Source organism: Paenibacillus sp. MCAF9 (assembly GCF_052114265.1).
In the GTDB taxonomy this organism is placed as follows: domain Bacteria; phylum Bacillota; class Bacilli; order Paenibacillales; family Paenibacillaceae; genus Pristimantibacillus.
This window is the reverse complement of record NZ_JBFREL010000013.1, coordinates 1-17,381: the sequence shown is the minus strand read 5'-3', so window position 1 is coordinate 17,381 and position 17,381 is coordinate 1. Positions and strand designations below refer to the sequence as shown.

The 17,381-nt window shown below is 47.1% G+C and carries 13 protein-coding genes; 11 read left to right on the top strand and 2 right to left on the bottom strand.

Translation table 11 applies throughout. The annotated features are described in order from the left end of the window. Positions 1-54: 54 nt before the first annotated feature. The 5 genes from AB4Z45_RS19705 (at position 55) to AB4Z45_RS19685 (ending at position 7,352) form a co-directional block, all read left to right on the top strand. On the top strand, positions 55-1,104 hold the full coding sequence (locus AB4Z45_RS19705; protein ID WP_441911013.1) for an ABC transporter substrate-binding protein: 1,050 nt from the start codon (positions 55-57) through the stop codon (positions 1,102-1,104). Positions 1,105-1,221: 117 nt separating this feature from the next. After that, positions 1,222-2,994: a cache domain-containing sensor histidine kinase gene (locus tag AB4Z45_RS19700; RefSeq protein WP_441911011.1), complete on the top strand. Its 1,773-nt coding sequence runs from the start codon at positions 1,222-1,224 to the stop codon at positions 2,992-2,994. A 24-nt stretch (positions 2,995-3,018) separates the two neighbouring features. Continuing rightward, positions 3,019-4,230, top strand: coding sequence for a response regulator transcription factor (locus AB4Z45_RS19695; protein WP_441911010.1), 1,212 nt, complete (start codon positions 3,019-3,021; stop codon positions 4,228-4,230). Then, positions 4,227-6,107 carry a substrate-binding domain-containing protein gene (locus AB4Z45_RS19690; RefSeq protein ID WP_441911009.1) on the top strand — a complete coding sequence of 627 codons (1,881 nt, stop codon included), beginning with the start codon at positions 4,227-4,229 and terminating at the stop codon, positions 6,105-6,107. Before AB4Z45_RS19695 ends, AB4Z45_RS19690 begins: the two co-directional genes overlap by 4 nt. Before the next feature lie 84 nt (positions 6,108-6,191). Further along, entirely contained in the window at positions 6,192-7,352 is a 1,161-nt protein-coding gene (locus AB4Z45_RS19685; RefSeq protein WP_441911007.1) for a sn-glycerol-1-phosphate dehydrogenase, read from the top strand. 62 nt (positions 7,353-7,414) lie between these two features. Here the strand turns inward: AB4Z45_RS19685 and AB4Z45_RS19680 are convergent, their stop codons facing one another. Together AB4Z45_RS19680 and AB4Z45_RS19675 are read right to left on the bottom strand one after the other, a co-directional pair. Next, positions 7,415-8,242, bottom strand: a complete 828-nt coding sequence (locus tag AB4Z45_RS19680) for an aldo/keto reductase (protein WP_441881476.1) — start codon at positions 8,240-8,242, stop codon at positions 7,415-7,417. A gap of 16 nt (positions 8,243-8,258) precedes the next feature. Then, entirely contained in the window at positions 8,259-9,425 is a 1,167-nt protein-coding gene (locus AB4Z45_RS19675; RefSeq protein ID WP_076266747.1) for an iron-containing alcohol dehydrogenase, read from the bottom strand. Between the two features lie 183 nt (positions 9,426-9,608). Between AB4Z45_RS19675 and AB4Z45_RS19670 the strand changes: the two genes are divergently transcribed. The 6 genes from AB4Z45_RS19670 to AB4Z45_RS19645 all read left to right on the top strand — a co-directional run bounded on the left by AB4Z45_RS19670 (position 9,609) and on the right by AB4Z45_RS19645 (position 16,738). Continuing rightward, complete coding sequence (locus tag AB4Z45_RS19670; RefSeq protein WP_076266748.1) at positions 9,609-10,514, top strand: ArsR/SmtB family transcription factor; 906 nt, start codon at positions 9,609-9,611, stop codon at positions 10,512-10,514. Positions 10,515-10,769: 255 nt separating this feature from the next. After that, positions 10,770-12,839 carry a bifunctional aldolase/short-chain dehydrogenase gene (locus AB4Z45_RS19665; protein WP_441911006.1) on the top strand — a complete coding sequence of 690 codons (2,070 nt, stop codon included), beginning with the start codon at positions 10,770-10,772 and terminating at the stop codon, positions 12,837-12,839. A 13-nt stretch (positions 12,840-12,852) separates the two neighbouring features. Continuing rightward, positions 12,853-13,224 carry a sensory rhodopsin transducer gene (locus AB4Z45_RS19660; protein ID WP_339203652.1) on the top strand — a complete coding sequence of 124 codons (372 nt, stop codon included), beginning with the start codon at positions 12,853-12,855 and terminating at the stop codon, positions 13,222-13,224. Positions 13,225-13,255: 31 nt separating this feature from the next. Next, positions 13,256-14,476, top strand: coding sequence for an L-rhamnose isomerase (gene rhaI, locus AB4Z45_RS19655; protein ID WP_441911005.1), 1,221 nt, complete (start codon positions 13,256-13,258; stop codon positions 14,474-14,476). Beyond that, on the top strand, positions 14,473-15,942 hold the full coding sequence (locus AB4Z45_RS19650) for a rhamnulokinase (protein WP_441911003.1): 1,470 nt from the start codon (positions 14,473-14,475) through the stop codon (positions 15,940-15,942). The genes rhaI and AB4Z45_RS19650 overlap by 4 nt, the downstream gene beginning before the upstream one ends. A 37-nt stretch (positions 15,943-15,979) precedes the next feature. After that, the gene (locus tag AB4Z45_RS19645; RefSeq protein ID WP_430054191.1) at positions 15,980-16,738 is read left to right on the top strand and encodes a DeoR/GlpR family DNA-binding transcription regulator; all 759 of its coding nucleotides are present in this window, start codon (positions 15,980-15,982) and stop codon (positions 16,736-16,738) included. Positions 16,739-17,381: the final 643 nt, after the last annotated feature.

Below are 17,381 nucleotides of genomic sequence, written 5' to 3'. Positions count from 1 at the left end.
ACATTTGTATATTGAGAGTGTAGCCAATACAAGTTCGATAGGGAGGAAATAAGAATGAACAGAAAGAAACCGTTTATCGTCACGATGCTAGCTGCAATTATGCTGGTAGGCTTGATTGCCGGTTGTGGCAACAACAGCAATAATGGGGGCAACAAACCAACAAACGGAAATGCAACAAACAAGCCAACAGAGAATGCGGCAACGGAAGCACCACCGGAAGCGAACAAGAAGCTGGTTGTAGGATTCGCACAAATCGGCGCGGAAAGCGGCTGGCGCGATGCTGAGACCGATTCGGTTAAAGCAACATTTAGCGAAGATCCGAACTTCGAGCTGAAATTTTCTGACGCGCAGCAAAAGCAAGAAAACCAAATTAAAGCGATCCGTACGTTTATCGCCCAAAAAGTAGATGCCATTGGACTTGCGCCAGTCGTAGAATCAGGCTGGGAAACGGTATTGAAGGAAGCTAAAGATGCGAATATTCCAGTGTTTTTGCTAGACCGCGGCATTACAAAAGGCAATGAAGACTTGTATGTATCGTTTATCGGTTCCGACTTTATTCTCGAGGGTCAAAACGCAGCGAAATGGATGATCGATGAGTTTGGCGCTGGCGCTCAGGTCAACATCGTTCAATTGGAAGGTACAGTAGGTGCAAGCGCAGCGAATGACCGTAAAAAAGGATTCGAAGATGCGATTGCTGGCGAAGCCGGCTACAAAATCGTTTATTCCCAAACAGGCGATTTCACTCGCGCCAAAGGCAAAGAGGTCATGGAAGCTTATTTGAAAAAGGATAAAAACATCCAAGTTGTCTACGCACATAATGACGATATGGCGCTAGGCGCAATTCAAGCGATTGAAGAAGCGGGCTTGAAGCCAGGTACAGATATTAAAATTATCGGCGTTGACGGCATTAAAGCAGCTTTTGAAGCGATTGCAGAAGGTAAAATGAATGTTACTGTAGAATGTAATCCATTGCTGGGACCACAGCTGAAGCAAGCTATTCTTGATTACAAAGCTGGCACTACGCTTGAAAAATGGATTAAATCGGATGAGGATGTTTATTTCGGCCAAAAAGCAATCGATGCGCTGCCAAATCGCAAATATTAATCGTTATGGCAATTGAAGATAGGTAAATTACGAGACTGCAGAAGAGAAAAATCTCTTATGCAGTTTCGTTTTTCGCATTTCAAAGGAAATGATCACTATTTGATGAGGACGGATTGAATGTTTATGCTAAGCGGTTTATTTGCGAATCGTAGTATCCGTTTCAAGCTTTTATTTTATTTCGTCATCATTACTTTATTTTCAATCGCTGCGCTCAGCATTCTGGGCAGCACCTTATACAAAAATGCTATTGAAGAGGAAACGAACGCACATACGGTGCAAATGATGGATCAGGTAAAAAACCATATTGAAGTATACATAAAAGAAATGGATAACATTATTTATTATTTGTCGCAGGACGCGTCGGTCATCGAATTTATGAGAAGGTCGAATAACGAATCAGGGCAGCTGAAGCTGCTGGATTCTAAGGTGAGGAAACTTGAGAGGGTCTATATAGAGAAGCATGTAGAAATCGCTGGAGCGATGATTGTGAGCCGCAACAACCAGTTCGCAAGCAGCGGATTAGAGCCGATTACGAGAGATATCATGACGGAAGAGCAGTGGTATAAAAAAGCCGTTCTTCAGCCGGAGCATATTCATTTGTTCAGCCATCCGATAGGGAGAAATATTAGAGCAGAGCAAAATTTAAGCGCCGATCAGGTGCTGTCGTTCGTGCGGGCTGTAAAGGACCCGTTGACCGGGCAAGTGCTTGGCGTTATTTTGATCGATATGAAATTAGACATTATTCAGGCGATCGTAGAATCGGTATCGCTAGGGAAAAGCGGCTTTATTTTTATTATGGATGAGAATGGCGGTGTCGTGTATTCGCCAGTCAATCCGATTGTGTACCGCATTTCGGGCGATTGGATGGAGGGGCGCTCTGGCAAAGTCATTCACCAAGTCAATGAGCTTGAATACCAGATGATCTATAATACCTTTCCAGAGTTTGATTGGCGAATCGTCGGCGTGTTTCCGCTTAAGGAGTCGCTTCAAGTCGTTGCCGACATTCAATTTTATACCGTTATCATTGCGCTGGTCACGCTGCTGCTCGCCTTTATGGCATCCTGGTATTTCACGAATGCGATCGTTCGTCCTGTTGGGAAGCTGCGCAGTTTAATGAAGAAGGTAGAAGAAGGCGAGCTTCATCTGCGCTTTCCTAGTAAAACAAAAGATGAGATCGGACAGCTGGGCAATAGCTTTAACCATATGGTGCAGGAAATTGACAATTTGATTCATCTCGTATATTTGGAGCAAAGGGAGAAACGCGAGGCCGAGCTGAAAATATTGCAAGCACAAATTAAACCCCATTTCCTCTATAACACGCTGGATACGATTCAGTGGATGGCACAGGACCGGGATGCCGATGATATCGTCGATATTGTTGTTGCCTTAACTCATCTATTCCGAATCAGCCTTAGCAAAGGACGAGAGGTTATTCCGCTTAGCGACGAGATTCAGCATGTGGAGAGCTATTTGATTATTCAAATGGCCAGATACGAGGATAAGTTATCCTTCGAGATCGACATTCCGCAGGAGCTGCAGACGCTAAGCGTGCTCAAAATCATTTTGCAGCCGCTCGTCGAGAACGCGATTTATCATGGCATCAAAGAAAAGCTGGCTAAAGGCACGATTCGTATACATGGCTCTGCAGAAGACAATAAGCTGGTTCTCGTCGTTGAAGATGACGGCGTCGGGTTTGAAGCGGAGCGGCTGATTCAAATGAATGAATCGTTTCATGCTATCCGGCAAAGCGGCGAGGATCGAGGATATGGATTGTACAATGTGAATGAACGAATCAAGCTGTCATATGGCTCTGGTTATGGTCTTACCATTGAGAGCGAGCGGGGACAAGGCTCCAAAATCGTGGTAAAACTACCGTTAATGGTTGGATAACTTGAAATGGCTGGGGGTATGGAGATGTGGAAGCTGCTTATAGCGGATGATGAGCCGAAGATTCGCAGAGGATTAGCCAAGGTGCTTCCTTGGGAGGAGCTTGGCATAGAGCTGGTAGGCGAAGCCGAGAACGGCTTGCAAGCGCTTGAGCTTGCGGAAGAGCGTAAGCCTGATATTTTGTTTGTTGATATTTGCATGCCGTTTGTAGACGGGCTGGAGTTCATTGAGCGGCTGCGGCAAACGCTGGAACGCAGCATTGTCATTGTTATTTCGGGACATGATGAGTTTCGTTACGCGCAGCAGGCCGTAAAGCTGCATGTATTTGAATATATGCTCAAGCCTGTAATGAAAAGCAAGCTGGAGACTGTTGTACGCAAAGCAATAAGCGAGCTTGAGCAGAAACGAGACAAGGAGCAAAAGCTGGAATGGATGGATCAGCAGCTCAAAACCAATTCCGTCGCGATTCGGGATACGTTTTTGTTGAAATGGCTGGAAGGCATTATTGCGCCTGAGGAAATTCATAATCAGACCACCTTCCTAAGGCTGGGCTGGGTCGATGCTGTCGGCATGATCGCGTTTAAGGTGATTCAAAACGTGGAATCCGGCAAGGCGATGCGCGTGTGGGACCGCGACCTTCTGGAGTTTGCTTTGAAAAACATTACGGAGGACCTGCTTGCTGGCAATGGAGCAGGCAATCATGTCGTGCTTAACGATAAGAAAGGTCAAATCATCGTCATGGGCTGTATAGACAGCTATAACGAATGGCTCAAGTTAGGACAGAAAATTCAAGATAAAATGGAAGCGCTTCTTGAAAAAACGATTATTTTTGAGCAGCAGGCAGTGGAGAGTATTGAAGAGTTTCCGAAGCTGTACCGTACGTTGTCAAGAGAGCTTGGCAGCAAAGGCAGCTTGTCTCCGATCGTTATTTTGACGAAAAAATTTATTGATCGTAATTTCTACATGCCTTCGCTGACGCTTGGCGATGTCGCTGAGGGCGTGCAGGTGAGTCCTACTTATTTGAGCAAGCAGCTGAAGCGGGAGCTTGGGCTTTCTTTTATCGATTATTTGACGGAGGTTCGAATTCGCAAAGCGATTCAATTGATGAGCGATCCCTTGTTCAAAGTGTATGAAATTGCAGAGAAGGTAGGGTACAGCAGCCAGCATTATTTCAGCAGCGCCTTTAAGAAGGTGACTGGAACCTCGCCGATGGTCTATAAGAAAGGGATACGTTCATGATTGGAAGAAAGGCAGCAGGTTTTCTTATCCTTTGCTTGATTTTTGTGGCTTTGGTAGTATGGACGCGGGCGTGCGTAATGAACGAGAAGGTAACGAAAAATGACAGCGGATACAATTATTTGATCGGGGTGTCCCAGCCCAATTTGAGCGAGCCTTGGCGCGTGGCCATGAATGAGGAAATTCAGCAGGAGGTCAGCAGGCACTCGGATATGCGGGTTATCTTCACCGATGCCGCGCAAAGCAGCGAGCAGCAGGCGAAGGATGTGAAGAAGCTGGTTGGATATGGCGTCGATCTGCTCATCATATCGCTTGATGATCCAGTAGCTCTCACGCAAACGGTCAGCTCCGTTTACGAGAATATTCCAGTTATCGTGCTCGGAAGAGGCGTGACAGGGTATGATTATACGCTTTATGTCGGTACGGACGATGAAATGATCGGCAGAAAAGCAGGCGAATTTGCAATGGAAACGCTGGGCGAGTCGGGCGGTAAAATTATTGAAATGCAAGGGCTGGCCGGTTCTCCAACCGTTGAAGAACGCAGCAATGGATTTCGGGAAGCGATTCATAATTCCAAGCTTAGCATCGTGCAGACGATGAATGCGGATTGGCAGCGCGACCTTGCGGAGGATCTGCTAACGGATTGGTTAAAGGATCAACCCGAGGTTGACTTAATTTTTGCCCATAATGAAGCCATGGCGTTAGGCGCATATCGTGCAGTACAGAAGCTTAATAGGAATGATATTAATATTATTGGCATCGATGGCGTCAATTCTGAAAACGGCAGCCTGCAGCTCGTCTCGGAGAACAAGCTGACAGGCACTTTTACAAGCCCTCCTGGCGGCAAGGAAGCGATCCGTTATGCGGTCGATATATTGAATAAAGAAAAGGGAATTCCCAAAAAGGTTATTTTGCGCAGCCAGAAAATAACGAATCAACTGGAGGGAAAGGGCGAGCCGCGCGTTACGCATTCACCTGCGCCTACGCTCCAAGAGGCACAAGCTCCGATTGTATTAGGGTTTGCACAGGTGGGTACGGAAAGCGGCTGGCGAATCGCGAATACAAAGTCGGTGATTAATGCGGCAAAGGAAGCAGGCGTGGAGCTGCTTTATGAGAATGCGGAGCAGTCGCAGGATAAACAAATTGAACTGATTCGGCAGTTTATAAAGAAAAAGGTGGATGTGATCGCCTTCTCACCGAAGACGGAGACCGGCTGGGAAGGGGTATTGAAGGAGGCGAAGGAGGCAGGAATTCCAGTCATATTGTCTGATCGTGAAGTAAACGTAAGCGATGATACACTGTGGACAGCTTACATCGGTTCTGATTTTCGCGAGGAAGGCAGAAGGGCGGCAAGATGGTTGATGCAAGAGGGAGAGGAAGGACGAAGCTATCAATTCGTCGAGCTGCAAGGAACAGCGCACTCTGCACCAGCTGTTGGGCGGATGCAGGGATTCAAGGAGGTTATCCAAACCGATCAAAACTTCACTTTGCTTGAATCATTGCAAGGCGACTTTACGAAGAAGAAGGGCAAAGAGCTGATGGCGGCGGCGCTGAAACGGCATGGCTCTGCGATAAACGTCGTTTATTCCCATAATGATGATATGGCTTTAGGCGCTATTGAGGCCATTGAGGATTTTGGCTTGCGGCCGGGTAAGGACATTACGATTATCTCTGTTGATGCTACTAAGTCGGCTCTTAAAGCATTAAGTATCGGAAAGCTTAACTTTGCAGTTGAATGCAACGCGCTGCTTGGTCCTCAGCTCATGAAGGCGGTTAAGGATTTGTCTGAGGGCAAGGAGCTTCCGATGAAGATTATTACTGCTGAAGGTGTTTTTACGCAGGAATCTGCCAAAATGGCGCTGGCAAGCCGTGAATATTAATAGAAGGAGCGTGCTGTTAAAGTTGACAAGGTATGCCATCAAGAGCAGAATAAAAATATTACACTACGAAATGAGGCATAGCCCATGTCAAACCTTATTGATAGAGTGAAAAAGCTAGCAGCAGGCTTTGATGAAGAAACGCTGCGAGCGATTGAAATAAACCCTTTGCTTGTCGAAGCGGGTGCGCTTCAAGCGGTAGCACCCTATATAAAGGAAAAGCAGTATAGTCAGGTTGTTATTGCTGCGGATGCGATTACATACAGCATTGCTGGGAAGCAACTTGAGGAAGCCATTGCAGCCCAAGGTATTTCTGTTCATGTGACGATCATAAAGGCGGACCGTCAAGGCGATGTCATTGCGGATGAAGCATCGATCGTGCAGCTCTTATTGGACATTCAACTGCGCAAAGCACAGGTAGTCATTGCAGCAGGCTCAGGAACGATACATGATATTTCTCGTTATGCCGCTTATACAGCTGGCATTCCCTTTGTATCTGTTCCGACTGCGCCATCTGTTGACGGCTTCAATTCCAAAGGAGCGCCGATTATTATTCGCGGCGAGAAGAAGACGATCGCAGCCATTGGCCCCGATGCGATATTTGCTGATTTGGAAATCCTCGCAGCGGCGCCAGCAGTCATGGTAGCTGCTGGTTTTGGCGATATGCTGGGAAAATATACATCGTTATTTGATTGGAGCTTTGGCGCAGCTGAAGGCGGTGAGCCCTATTCAGAAGAGGTTGCTGAAATTACGCGTATTGCACTTAACAATTGTGTAGAGAATGCCTCGTTAATTGCTTCCCGTGACCAGCAAGGCATTCGCATACTTATTGAAGCGCTTATTGAGTCCGGCCTTGCCATGCTCTTATTCGGTCAATCGCATTCGGCGTCCGGATCAGAACATCATCTGTCGCATTTCTGGGAAATGGAATATATTCGCCTTGGCAAAAGACAGCTGCTGCACGGTGCAAAGGTTGGCGTAGCCTGCGCGGAAATTTCCAAGCTATATCACCAGCTTGCCGCTGAAGAAGAAGGTCTAGCTTTTACAGCTAATCCTGAGAAGGTACGGGAGGCCATTGCCGCACTTCCGGATGAAGCCCAAATTAGAGCGTGGCTAAAGCAGGTTGGCGGACCGACCACGACGGAGGAGCTTGGCGTTGATACGGAGCTTCTCGCGGCAAGTTTGCAGAAAGCCCATCTCGTTAGGCCAAACAGATATACGTTACTAAGCGCGTATAATTCCATTTAAGCCAAAAACGGCTCCATCCTTTGAAACAAGGATGGAGCCGTTACTATTTGAAGTGATTTAATTTAGAAGTTGAAATTATCTGGATCTGGGCCAAAACGATGATCTTGGTTAAGCGCACTGATTTGAGCCATTTCCTCAGACGTTAGCGTGAAATCGAAAATATCTCCATTTTCTTTAATGCGAGCCGGAGTAATCGATTTTGGTATCGTAACGACCTCGTTTTGCAGATCCCAACGAAGCACCACTTGAGCCGGCGATTTGCCGTATTTGGCAGCAATATCAGCGAGCACGCTTTGATCCAGGTTTCCTTGCATAAGCGGGCTCCAAGCCATTAGCTGAATGCTGCGGCTCTTGGCAAAAGCGTGAAGCTCCGTTTGTGTAAGAAGCGGGTGGTATTCCACTTGATTGACCATAGGAACAAATTCACCTGCTGTAATGACATCCTGTAGATGATGGATTTGGAAGTTGCTCACGCCAATAGCACGTACGTAACCGTCACGGTACAGCTTTTCAAGCGCGCGCCAAGTTTCCAAGTACTTATCCTTTACAGGCCAGTGGATGAGCAATAGATCAACAACTTCAATGCCAAGCTTCCGTCTGCTGTCTTCAAAGGCAGTCAGCGTGGAATCGTAGCCTTGATGAGCATTCCAAATTTTTGTCGTTACAAAAATTTCGTCGCGTGCGATCCCGCTGTTGCGAATACCAGCGCCAACACCCTCTTCATTATTGTAAGCTGCTGCTGTATCGATGCTTCTATAACCAGCTTCAATCGCAGAGGCGACCGTTCTTTCCGCTTCGCCATCATCTTTCACTTTCCATACGCCAAGACCAAGCCAAGGCATTTTTACACCGTTGCTTAATGTGGTATGTGCCGTTAGGGCATGAGTCATTTATCGTAACCTCCAGTTAAAGTGATAATTCCAAAATAGCTTTAACATCTTGTTTTTCCAAACGCTTGAATGAACCAATCGTGCCATAACGTACAGCTTCCTCAGCCATGCGATCCAGTTTGTCGCTTCCGATCTCAAAGTCGGCAAGACGGGACTCAGCGCCAATTTTCGTAAAGAAATCACGAGTGGCTTGAATGCCTTCAAGAGCGATTTCGTTGTCTGATTTGCCTTCTGGATTCACATTCCATACACGAGTTGCATATTGAACGAAACGATCCACCCGCTCTTCATAAACGTACTTCATCCAGTTCGGGAAAATAACAGCCAAGCCTGCGCCGTGCGGAATATCGTAAATGGCGCTCACTTCATGCTCAATGCCGTGCGAAGCCCAGTCATTGCTCATGCCAACGCTGATAAGACCGCCATTCAAAGCCATCGTACCACACCACATAAGGTTCGCGCGAGCAGCCGCATCCTCAGGGTTTTCAAGAGCTAGCTCAACATTCTCAATTACCGTTTGCAAAATGGATTCACAGAAGCGCTCCTGCAGCGGAGTATTTGGCGTTAAGCTGAAATATTGCTCGAACACATGCGACATGATGTCCACAGCGCCGTTAACGGTATGGTTGCGAGGAACCGTGTACGTAAGCGTAGGATCGAGAATCGAGAACGCAGGATACGTATGCGAGCTGCCAAAAGCACGCTTTAAGTTTTCTTCCCAGTTCGTAACGACCGAAGAGCCGTTCATTTCCGAACCTGTTGCAGCCAGTGTCAAAATCGTACCAAGCGGAAGCGCTTTTTGAATAACAGCTTTGCCTGTGAAGAAATCCCATACATCGCCTTCATAAGGAACACCTGCAGCGATAGCTTTGGCTGCATCAATAACGCTGCCTCCGCCAACGGCTAGAATGAAATCTACGCCTTCAGCGCGGCAAATGTCGATTCCTTTTTTGACGGTAGTTAAACGCGGGTTTGGTTCAATATTAGGAAGCTCGTGCACTTTGATGCCAGCTTCTTGAAGAAGGCTTACGGTTTGATCGTACAAGCCTGTTTTTTTGACGCTGCCTGATCCGTAAACGAGCAGGACCGTTTTGCCGTATTTGGAGGTTAATTGGCCTACTTGCTTGGCTGTTCCTTCACCAAACACAATATGAGTTGGATTAACGAATTGAAATGAGTTCATCTTAATTCCTCCTAAAACTATTTAGATAACTAAAAAGGTAACTAAATATCTTTTGAGTTATGTATACGCCGTTTATTTTAGTGAATTCTACTCCATAAGTCAAGGCGAAGCGCATGAGTGTTGAAAGGATAACTTTTTAGTTATATAATGATTTGAAATTAGCTAGAGACAGGGGAAGCAGCAATGGAAATTGAAGTGAGCAGCCGCAATATGAAGTTTCTAGAATGCTTCTCATCACACACACGGGTCAAAATGATTGAATTGCTAGGCGTGCAGCCTATGAACATAAAAAGCTTATCCGAGGCGCTAGATATAAAGTCTCCTATCGTTACAAGACATATTCATATGCTCGAGGAAGCCGGCATTGTTCGCAGCGAAAGCGTGGCAGGCAAGCGCGGAATGCAAAAGATATGCCATCTCCAGCTGTCGCAGGCGATGCTAGTTTTTAAGAGTGAACCCGTCACGGACGAAACGAAGCGTTACTCGGTTTCACTGCCTGTGGGACATTATTCATCGTACCAAATTAAACCAACCTGCGGACTGGCATCCGATACTCAAATGATTGGGATGTGCGATGATCCGCGTTATTTTGCCGATCCAGAGCATGTCCATGCCAAAGTCTTATGGTTCGGTTCAGGATTTGTGGAATATCGTATACCTAATTATATGGTGAATAACGAAATGCCAGAGTCGCTCGAAATTGCGATGGAGATTTGTTCGGACACGCCTTGCAGCGTCAACCACCTGCCATCGGATATTGCTTTTACGATTAACGGTGTCGGTGTTGGAACGTGGACGTATCCAGGCGATTTTGGAAGCTCACGAGGATTGTATACTCCCGAGTGGTGGCATAAAAATATTCAGTATGGATTTATGAAAACGATCCGCGTTAATCAGCAAGGATCTTACATTGACGGGATAAAAGTATCTGATGTTACGATTGGCGAGTTAATGCTCGCTTATGACAAAGAAATTTTATTCCGCATCTCATCCAGCACAACGACGAGAAATTGCGGCGGCGTTACGCTGTTTGGCAAAGGATTCGGCAATTATAACCAAGATATTGAAGTGACGCTGCGCTGCCAGTAAGGCATGCTGCGCAGTGTATATAATGAAGAGATGCCCCTTTAGGTTTTTTATAAACTTGAGGGGCATTTTTTTGTTTGTCTACTAAGTACATGCTTGCTGCCCGCAGCTGTGGGAATAGCTTGTTTAGTCAAAAAAAATAAAAAGAAAACGACAAATATACATCTTTGTTTGTTTTTGAAATAATCATATTCAAACATAAACAAATGTGTTATGATCGATTCAAACAAATACAAAACATCATTCGGAGGTATATCCATGGTACAAAGTTTGTGGGAAAACGAAAAAGCATCGCAGTTGGAAGGCGGATTGGCTGAGCTCGTATATCGCTCCAACATCATTGGTGCAGATCGCAGAGTTTGCAATTACGGCGGCGGCAATACGTCTAGCAAAACAATCGTCAAAGATTTCCGCGGTCGCGACGTTGAAGTGATGTATGTGAAGGGCAGCGGTTCGGATCTTGCTTCTATGAAAGCAGGCAATTTTACTGGACTGCGGATGGATGATATCCGTCCATTATTTGAACGTGCTGAAATGCCGGACGAAGAGATGGTTGCTTACCTTGTCAACTGCATGATCGATTCGAAGCACCCGCGTGCGTCGATTGAAACGCTATTGCATGCTTTTCTTCCATTCAAACATGTGGATCATACACATCCCGATTCTATTATTAGCTTGTGCTGTGCGGATAACGGCAAAGCGCTTGCAAAGGAAATTTTCGGCGACCGTTTCGTCTGGGTTCCTTATGTACGTCCAGGCTTCAATCTCTCCAAAATGATTGCCGAAGGTGTTCTTGCCAATCCAAATGCCGAGCTAGTGCTCATGGAAAAGCACGGCCTTGTTACTTGGGGCGAGACAAGCGAAGAATGTTACGCGCAAACGATCAAAATCATTTCCGAGGCAGAGGCATTCATTGAATCTCGTTTTGACGAGGCTTCATTGTTTGGCGGCGTGAAATACGAGGTGCTCGAAGCTGACGTTCGCAAAAGCGTAGCTGCACAGGTTATGCCAACCATTCGCGGCGCAGTGAGCGATGCGAAGAAGATGATTTTGACATTTGACGATGAAGCGGATGTGCTAGCATTCGTAAGCGGGAATAATTCTCCGACATTATCGCAGGTCGGCGCTGCATGCCCGGATCATTTGGTGCATACGAAGGTTGTTCCATTGTTTATCGACTGGACGCCAAATGCAGAGGATATCGATGGTTTGAAGGCGAAACTATCAGAAGGAATCGCTGCATACAAAGAGCAATATAAAGCTTATTTTGAACGCAACAAAAATGAAGGCGACGTCATGTTTGAAGCAGCGCCTCGCGTAATTCTAATTCCGGGTATCGGTATGATCAACACTGGCAAGAGCTGGGCGATGGCACAAGTGAGCGGAGCGTTATACCACCGTGCGATTGCCGTGATGCGCGGCGCAACAGCATTAGGTGATTTCGTATCGCTTAGCGAGAACGAGTCGTACAATGTGGAATACTGGCCACTCGAGCTATACAAATTGTCGCTTGCTCCAGCTGAAACGGAATTTTCACGCAAGGTTGCTTTCATTACAGGCGGCGCTGGCGGTATCGGAAGTGAAACAGCACGCCGTTTAGTATCAGAGGGTGCGCATGTTGTGCTTGCAGATCTTAATCTTGAAGGCGCTCAAAAGGTTGCCTCTGAAATTAATGAGAAATTTGGCGTATGCCGGGCAACAGCAGTGAAAATGGATGTAACGAGCGAAGAGCAGGTCAAAGCTGCTTATGCAGAGACAGCACTTGCTTACGGCGGCGTGGACATTATCGTGAACAACGCTGGTCTTGCGACTTCAAGCCCATTCGATGAGACATCGCTTAAGGAATGGAATTTGAATATGAATGTGCTTGGAACAGGTTATTTCCTGGTCGCTCGCGAAGCGTTTAAATTAATGAAGCAGCAAAGCATTGGCGGCAACATGGTGTTCATCGGATCGAAAAATTCTGTGTACGCGGGTAAAAATGCATCAGCTTATAGCTCGGCAAAAGCGCTTGAAGCTCATTTGGCACGCTGTATCGCAGCTGAGGGCGGCGAATTCGGCATTCGTGTAAATACGATTTTGCCGGATGCGATTTTGCAGGGGTCGGCAATTTGGAACGGCAGCTGGCGCAATGAACGTGCTGCGGCTTATGGCATTGAGCCGGATCAGCTGGAAGAATACTACCGCAAGCGCACGACGCTGCTTGTCAACATTTATCCGCGCGACATTGCAGAGGGCATTGCATTTTTTGCCTCCTCCAAAGCAGATAAAACGACAGGCTGTATGTTAACTATTGACGGCGGCGTACCCGCTGCATTCACCCGTTAGGAGGTTAGGCGATATGATCCAAGGGAGAGGCGAGAAGTCTTGGTATATACCGGATGGTTATATACCGCCAGACAGCACGGGAACGCTTACCAGCCATGAATCGATATGCGTGCTGAATTGCTCCACCGAAGAGGCCATTATTCATATTACGATTTATTTTGAGGATCGCGAGCCGATGGAAGATATTCAAGTTGTTGTTCCTGGCAGACGAACTAACCATATACGCACCAGCTCATTAATGAAGGAAGGGGCGTCGATTCCAATCGGCGTTCCTTACGCCATTGAGGTGCTGAGCAATATTCCAATCATTGTACAATACAGCAGATTAGATTCGACGCAGGCAGAGAATACGTTGATGTCTACGATGGCTTTTCCAATCAAATAGGTTGAAAATATAAATGAGAGGGTGTTCCATAATGACTGATCGCGCTTATACGTTTTTTGAGGAGCAGCAGAAAGAAAGAGGCATTAACATTGAAGAGGTAAAAGCAAAATTGAAAGCGCTCAAAATCGAAACACCTTCATGGGGTTATGGGGATTCCGGTACTCGTTTTAAGGTGTTTCAGAAGGAAGGCGTGCCTCGCAATCCGTTTGAGAAGGTTGAAGATGCGGCGCAAGTGCATAAGCTGACGGGGATCGCTCCTTCGGTAGCTATTCATATCCCATGGGACAAGGTAGAAGATTACGGCAAGCTTAGAAGCCATGCGGAAAGTCTTGGACTCTCAATTGGAGCGGTAAATCCGAATCTATTCCAAGATGAAGACTATATGCTTGGAAGCGTAACGAATTCCGATGCTGCAGTGCGCCGGAAAGCGACTGATCATTTGCTTGAATGCGTGGATATTGCCAAGGAAACGGGCTCGCGTGAATTTAGCTTATGGTTCGCCGACGGTACAAACTATCCAGGTCAAGGGCATATCCGCAAGCGTAAAGCTTGGATGCAGGAAGCTTTGGCCGAAATGTACAGTGCAATGACTCCGGACATGCGTATGCTCATTGAATACAAATGTTTCGAGCCGGCGTTCTATCATACGGATCTTGCCGACTGGGGCATGGCTTACAACCTCGCGCAAAAGCTCGGACCGCAAGCGGAAGTGCTTGTCGATACAGGCCACCATCTGCCTGGCGCGAACATTGAGCATATCGTTGCTTACTTGCTAGACGAGAAACGCCTTGGCGGATTCCATTTTAACAGCCGTAAGTACGCAGATGATGATCTTATTGTCGGAACGGTAAACCCTTACGAGCTGTTCTTGATTTTCTATCAAATCTTGAGTGCAGCAGGCGATGCGGATGCTGCTGTTCGCGGCAATGCAGAGAGCATTACTTATATGATTGACCAGTCGCATAATATCGAGCAAAAAATCCCTGCCATGCTGCGCTCCGTCCTGAACGTGCAAACCCAGCTGGCAAAGGCGCTGCTCATTAACCATGATGAAGTGAATGAAGCTGCTGAACGCAATGATGTTCTTGGCGCTGAGGATGCTGTGCGCCGCGCATTCGAATTCGATGTTACACCGCTTTTGCACGCGATTCGCGAAGAGCAGGGCTTGCCGCATGATCCAATGAAAGCATACCTAAGCAGCAGCTATGGCAAAGACATATTGGCGAGAGGCAAGGGCGGTGCCAGCTGGTGACCATCCTTGCTTACGATCTCGGAGCAAGCAGCGGAAGAGCGCTGCTTGGCAGGCTGAATAATGGCAAGATCGAGGTAGAGGAGCTGCACCGGTTCTCCAATGATCCGGTGCAGGTCGGCGATCGACTGCACTGGGATATTTTGCGACTGCTTCATGAGTTAAAGCAAGCGCTGCTGCTAGTTAAGCATCGCGACATTACGCTGGACAGCCTTGCAATTGATTCTTGGGCCGTTGATTTTGGCTTGATTGGAAGCAATGGGGAGCTGCTTGGCAATCCTTATCATTATCGCGATCATCATACAGATGGCGTAATGGAGCAGGTAGTGGAGGAATTGACGGAAACGGGGATATTTGCGAAGACGGGTATTCAGTTTCTGCCGTTTAATACGATTTACCAGCTGGCTGCTTTGAAGAAGGCAGATTCACCGCTGCTGCGGGATGCCAAACATTTTCTAATGATTCCGGATTTGCTCCGTTATTTTTTGACGGGTGAGAAATATAATGAATTTTCCAACGCAACGACAACGCAGCTGTATAACCCTGTTGCAGGCAGCTGGGACGAGGAACTGATTCGCTCGATTGGCATTTCGCCGGAACTGTTCGGTGAAATTGTACAGCCAGGGGCGAGGGTTGGCAGCTTGCGAGCTTCCCTTTGCGAGGAGCTTGGCATAGAGTCCGTTCCTGTTTATGCAGCAGCGGAGCATGATACGGGCTCAGCGGTTGCCGCAGTGCCTGCTCTTGAAAAGTCATTTGCTTACTTAAGCTGCGGCACTTGGTCGCTTATGGGTACAGAAGTCGACGAGCCAGTCATTACTGAATTGTCGCAGCAGCTGAACTTTACGAACGAAGGCGGCGTTTATGGCACGTATCGTTTGCTGAAGAACATTATGGGGCTGTGGATTTTGCAGGAATGCAGACGTTCATGGGAGCGGGCAGGAATTTCTTATACGTTCCCCGAATTAGTAAAGCTTGCCGAAGAAGCTAAGCCATTCGCTGCGTTTATTGATCCGGATGATCCGTTGTTTTTGCACCCGGGTGATATGCCTGCTAGAATAACGGAGTATTGTTTGCGCACAAGGCAGATGGCACCTGCTGATACAGGGGCGATTGTTCGGTGTATTTTGGAGAGTTTAGCCTTGAAGTACCGAAATGTGCTAGAGTTAACAGAGCAATTGTCTGGCCAAGCGTTCAGCGGTTTGCATATGGTTGGCGGCGGCATTCAAAATACGCTGCTCTGCCAATGGACTGCAAATGCGATTGGCAAGCCGGTGTGGGCAGGACCCGTGGAAGGCAGCGCAATTGGCAACATGATTGTGCAGTGGATTGCAAGTGGTCAGCTTGCTGACATTTGGGAAGCGCGCAAAGTGATACGCCAATCATTCCCAGTTGATGTGTATGAGCCAGAGCAGAATGATGCTTGGGAGAGCGCATATCGTGCTTTTAAAGAAACAACAGGAATCGCTTAAGCAGCGAATACAAATATAAGTAAGAAAGAGGTACGTTATGCTGGTCCATGAACGATACGATAAAATTGTACAGCTGGTAAATGAGAGAGGCAGCATCCGGGTTACGGAGCTGAGCGAGCTATGTCAGGTGACCGAGGAAACGATTCGGCGTGACCTTGACCGCTTGGAGCAAGCCGGACGTTTGCGCCGCTCCCATGGCGGTGCGGTTAGCGTAAAGGATCAGCAGCCGGAAATTCCGTATTTCGAGCGGGAGATTACGCATGCGGAGGAGAAAAAACGAATTGCTGTGGAAGCGATTAAGTTGATTCAGCCGAATGAGCGTATTTTGCTTGATGCGAGCTCGACGGCTTGGTATATGGCGGCAAGCATGCCGGATATACCTCTAACGGTGCTAACCAACTCCATCAAAGTTGCGATGGAGCTGAGCAGCAAAGAGAAGATTGAAGTCATCTCGACGGGCGGCATTTTGGCTTCGCGTTCATTGTCCTATGTTGGTCCGTTAGCCGAGCGTTCTCTTGATGCATATCATGTGGATAAAGCATTTCTCTCCTGCAAAGGTGTCCATTTGGAGCGCGGCGTAAGCGAGTCGAACGAGCTGCAAGCACGCATCAAGCACAAAATGGTAGGTATGGCGGATCAAGTCATTCTGGTCGCCGACTCCAGCAAGTTCGGCGTTCAAGCGTTTACCCATGTGGCGGATTTAGATGATGTAGATGCAATCATTACGGATGAGCGGCTGCCAGCAGCAATCTTATCGCAGCTTAAGGAAAAACAAATTTCCGTTACAACGGTGTAGAGCATAGATGGCGCTGGCTTCAGTAGAAGCGCAGCGCCATTATTGTTGTTTAGTATAGGGTTAATGGCGAAAGGGAGCTGTAAGCGCATATGTGTTCTTACAGCGGTAAAAGTGGCGTATCTAGTGCTTGTAAGCACAAATAGGTGCTTACTGAGCAACTTAACATGCTGGTTACCCACGAAAGAGAGCTTTAAGCGCATATGTGTTCTTACAGCGTTAAAAGTGGCGTTTCAGAGTGCTTGTAAGCACAAATAGGTGCTTATTGAGCAACTTAACAGGCTGGTTACCCACGAAAGAGAGCTTTAAGCGCATATGTGTTCTTACAGCGGGAAATAGGGCGTTTCAGAGTGCTTGTAAGCACAAATAGGTGCTTATTGAGCAACTTAACAGGCTGGTTACCTACGAAAGAGAGCTGTAAGCGCATATGTATTCTTACAGCGGTAAAAGTGGCGTTTCAGAGTGCTTGTAAGCACACATAGGTGCTTATTGAGCAACTTAACAGGCTGGTTACCCACGAAAGAGAGCTTTAAGCGCATATGTGTTCTTACAGCGGGAAATGTGGCGTTTCAGAGTGCTTGTAAGCACCTATATGTGCTTATTGAGCAACTTAACAGGCTGGTTACCTACGAAAGACCTACGAAAG